Below are 3,414 nucleotides of genomic sequence, written 5' to 3'. Positions count from 1 at the left end.
CCCCAGCGAGCCGCCGGCCGGCAGGGCGGCACCGATCTCGCGCGCGAGGCGTACGGCACCGAGGAAGACGGACTCGAAGGCGGCGCTCCACTGGTCGTCGGTGATCTCCCCCACCGGGCCCTTGGGCGGACCACCGACGCTGATCAGGGCGCCGTCGAGCCGCCCCCACGCCTCCTCGGCTGCGGCCAGCAGGCGCGCCGGCGTGGCCCGGTCGGCGTTGTCGGCGACCACGGCCACGGCCGCCTGTCGACCCGCCGCGTCGTCGAGCGAGGCGACCGCGTCGTCGAGCGACTCCTGGGAGCGGCCGGAGAGCACGACCCGCGCGCCCTCGGCGACCAGCACGTCGGCGGTCGCACGGCCGAGACCCCGGGCTCCCCCGGTGACGATGAGGACACGGTCCGTCAGCTGGAGGTCCATGGGAGCAACCTAGACGTCCTGCGGGACGGCCTCGCGGAACTGGGTCGCGTGCAGGGTGGCGTAGAGCCCGCCGGCGGCCAGCAGCTCGGCGTGGGTGCCCTGCTGGACGACGCGACCGTCGTCGAGGACCAGGATCAGGTCGGCGTTGCGCACCGTGGAGAGGCGGTGGGCGATCACCAGCGACGTACGCCCCTCGAGCGCGGCGTCGAGCGCCTGCTGGACCGCCGCCTCGGACTCGCTGTCGAGGTGGGCCGTCGCCTCGTCGAGCACGACGATGGCGGGCGCCTTCAGCAGGAGCCGTGCGATCGCGAGGCGCTGGCGCTCACCACCGGAGAGCCGGTAGCCACGGTCGCCCACGACCGTGTCGAGGCCGTCGGGCAGCGCGCGCACCATCGGGGCGATCTGCGCCGCCTCGAGCGCGGACCAGATCTCGTCGTCGTTCGCCGTCGGCCGCGCGTAGAGCAGGTTGGCCCGCATCGTGTCGTGGAACATGTGCGCGTCCTGCGTGACGTAGCCGACCTGCGCCTCCAGCGACTCCAGCGTCACCTCGCGTACGTCGTGCCCTCCGACCCGGACAGCGCCGGCCGTCGCGTCGTACAGCCGGGCGACGAGATGCGTGAGCGTCGTCTTGCCGGCACCCGACGGGCCGACGAGAGCGACCATCTGCCCCGGCTGCACCGTGAAGGAGACGTCGTGGAGCACCTCGCGCACGTCGCGTGACTCCTTGCGGGCGACGGTCTCGAGCGAGGCGAGCGAGACGTCCTCCGCCTTCGGGTAGGTGAAGGCGACGTGGTCGAACTCAAGCGAGGCAGCCGACCGCGGCAGCTCCACGGCGTCCTCGCGCTCAGTGATCGACGGCTCCAGGTCGAGCACCTCGAAGACGCGCTCGAAGGAGACGAGCGCGGTCATCACGTCGACACGGACGTTGGAGAGGCCCTGCAGCGGACCGAGCAGGCGGAGCAGCAGCGTGGCCAGCGCCAGGAGCGTGCCGACCGTCAGCTCCTGCTCGATCGCGAGGCGGCCGCCGACGCCGTAGGCGACCGCGGTCGCCAGCGCGGGCACGAGCATCATCGTGGCGGTGAAGATCCGTGTGACGAGCGCGATCCGGATGCCGAGGTCACGCACCGTGCCGGCCTTCGCGGCGAAGAGCGCGTCCTCGACCTCGCGGCGTCCGAAGAGCTTGAGCAGCATCGCGCCACCGACGTTGAAGCGCTCCGTCATCGCGTTGCCCATGTCGGCGTTGCCGTCCATCTGCATCCGCGACAGGCCGGCCAGCTTGCCGCCGACGAAGCGCGAGGTCAGCAGCAGGATCGGGAAGAGCGCGAGGCAGAGCAGCGTGACCTGCCACGACAGGGCGAGCATGGCGATGCCCACGACCACGACCGAGATCAGGTTGGAGACCGTCGAGGAGAGCGTGGAGGTGAAGGCGCGCTGGGCCCCCATCACGTCGTTGTTGAGGCGCGAGACCAGCGCGCCGGTCTGCGTGCGGGTGAAGAAGGCGAGCGACTGCCGCTGCACGTGCCCGAATACCCGCGTGCGCAGGTCGAAGATGAGCCCTTCGCCGATCCGCGACGAGAGCAGGCCGGCCGCCACGGCCAGGACGGCGGAGAAGAGCGCGACCCCGGCCATGATCAGGGCGATCGTGGTCACCACGCCGACGTCGCCCTTGAGCACGCCGTCGTCGATGATCCGCTGCACCAGCAGCGGCGAGACCACGACCATGCCGGCGTCGATGACGGTCAGGATCAGGAAGCCGGTGATCAGCCGGCGGTGCGGCTTCGCGAAGCCGAGGATGCGACGCAGGGTCGTCCGGGCCAGCTTCCGCTCGAGGACGGAGCGGTCGGTGCGGAGGTTCCGCATCATGGGCGCCATGCCCTGCATTCCGCTCATGCGGCCTCCTTCACTCGAAACAGGTCAGGCAAGCGAGACCAGGTCGGCGTACTCGTCGCTCCACAGGTCCTCGTCGCCGTCGGGGAGCAGCAGCACCCGGTCGGGCTCGAGGGCATGGACCGCGCCCTCGTCGTGGGTGACCAGGACGATCGCGCCTTCGTACGAACGGATCGCGGCCAGGACTTCTTCCCTCGAGGCCGGGTCGAGGTTGTTGGTCGGCTCGTCGAGGAGCAGCACGTTGGCGCTCGAGACCACGAGGGAGGCCAGCGCCAGTCGGGTCTTCTCGCCACCCGAGAGCACGCCCGCGGGCTTGTGCGCGTCGTCGCCGGAGAAGAGGAACGAGCCGAGCACCGACCGTGCCTCCGAGTCGGTGAGCTGCGGGGCGGCGTACTGCATGTTCTCCAGCACGGTGCGGTCGTGGTCGAGCGTCTCGTGCTCCTGCGCGAAGTAGCCGATCTTGAGGCCGTGGCCCGGGATCAGCCGGCCGGTGTCGGGCTCGGTGACGCCCGCGAGCATGCGCAGCATCGTCGTCTTGCCGGCGCCGTTGAGGCCCAGGATGACGACCCGCGAGCCCTTGTCGATCGCCAGGTCGACGGCGGTGAAGATCTCGAGCGCGCCGTAGGACTTGGAGAGGTCCTCGGCCATGAGCGGCGTCTTGCCGCACGGCTGCGGCGCCGGGAACTTGATCGCCGCGACCTTGTCGGACTGCCGCTCGCCCTCGATGCCGGCCTTGAGCCGCTCGGCGCGCTTCAGCATCGACTGCGCCGCGGAGGCACCCGAGGCGCGGGCGCGCATCCGGTTGGCCTGGTCGGTGAGGGTCTTGGCCTTGTTCTCCGCGTTGAGGCGCTCGCGCTTGCGGCGGGCCTCGTCGGTCTCGCGCTGCTGGAGGTACGGCTTCCAGCCCATGTTGTAGATGTCGATGACCGCGCGGTTGGCGTCGAGGTGGAAGACCTTGTTGATCGTCGCGTCGAGCAGCCCGGTGTCGTGGCTGATCAGGATCACGCCGCCCTTGTACTGCTGCAGGAAGCCGCGCAGCCAGACGATCGAGTCGGCGTCGAGGTGGTTGGTGGGCTCGTCGAGCAGCAGCACGTCCGGGCGGCGCAGCAG

The 3,414-nt window shown here is 70.8% G+C and carries 3 protein-coding genes; all 3 read right to left on the bottom strand.

The window, feature by feature from the left end; all coding sequences use genetic code 11:
* A partial coding sequence (locus VLF38_RS12320) for an SDR family NAD(P)-dependent oxidoreductase (RefSeq protein WP_325271539.1) occupies nt 1-417 on the bottom strand: 417 nt, incomplete at its 3' end.
* 9 nt (nt 418-426) lie between these two features.
* Complete coding sequence (locus VLF38_RS12315; RefSeq protein WP_325271538.1) at nt 427-2,307, bottom strand: ABC transporter ATP-binding protein; 1,881 nt, start codon at nt 2,305-2,307, stop codon at nt 427-429.
* 24 nt (nt 2,308-2,331) lie between these two features.
* Nucleotides 2,332-3,414: ABC-F family ATP-binding cassette domain-containing protein (locus VLF38_RS12310; RefSeq protein WP_325271537.1), on the bottom strand; the 1,083-nt coding region annotated here is incomplete at its 5' end.

It is taken from the genome of Nocardioides sp. (assembly GCF_035481145.1).
In the GTDB taxonomy this organism is placed as follows: Bacteria; Actinomycetota; Actinomycetes; order Propionibacteriales; family Nocardioidaceae; genus Nocardioides.
This window is presented reverse-complemented; position numbering and strand designations above follow the sequence as displayed.

What these genes read in the sequence shown, in the direction of transcription:
- VLF38_RS12315 (WP_325271538.1), bottom strand. Translation starts at nt 2,307, where the DNA reads ATGAGCGGAATGCAGGGCATGGCGCCCATGATGCGGAACCTCCGCACC.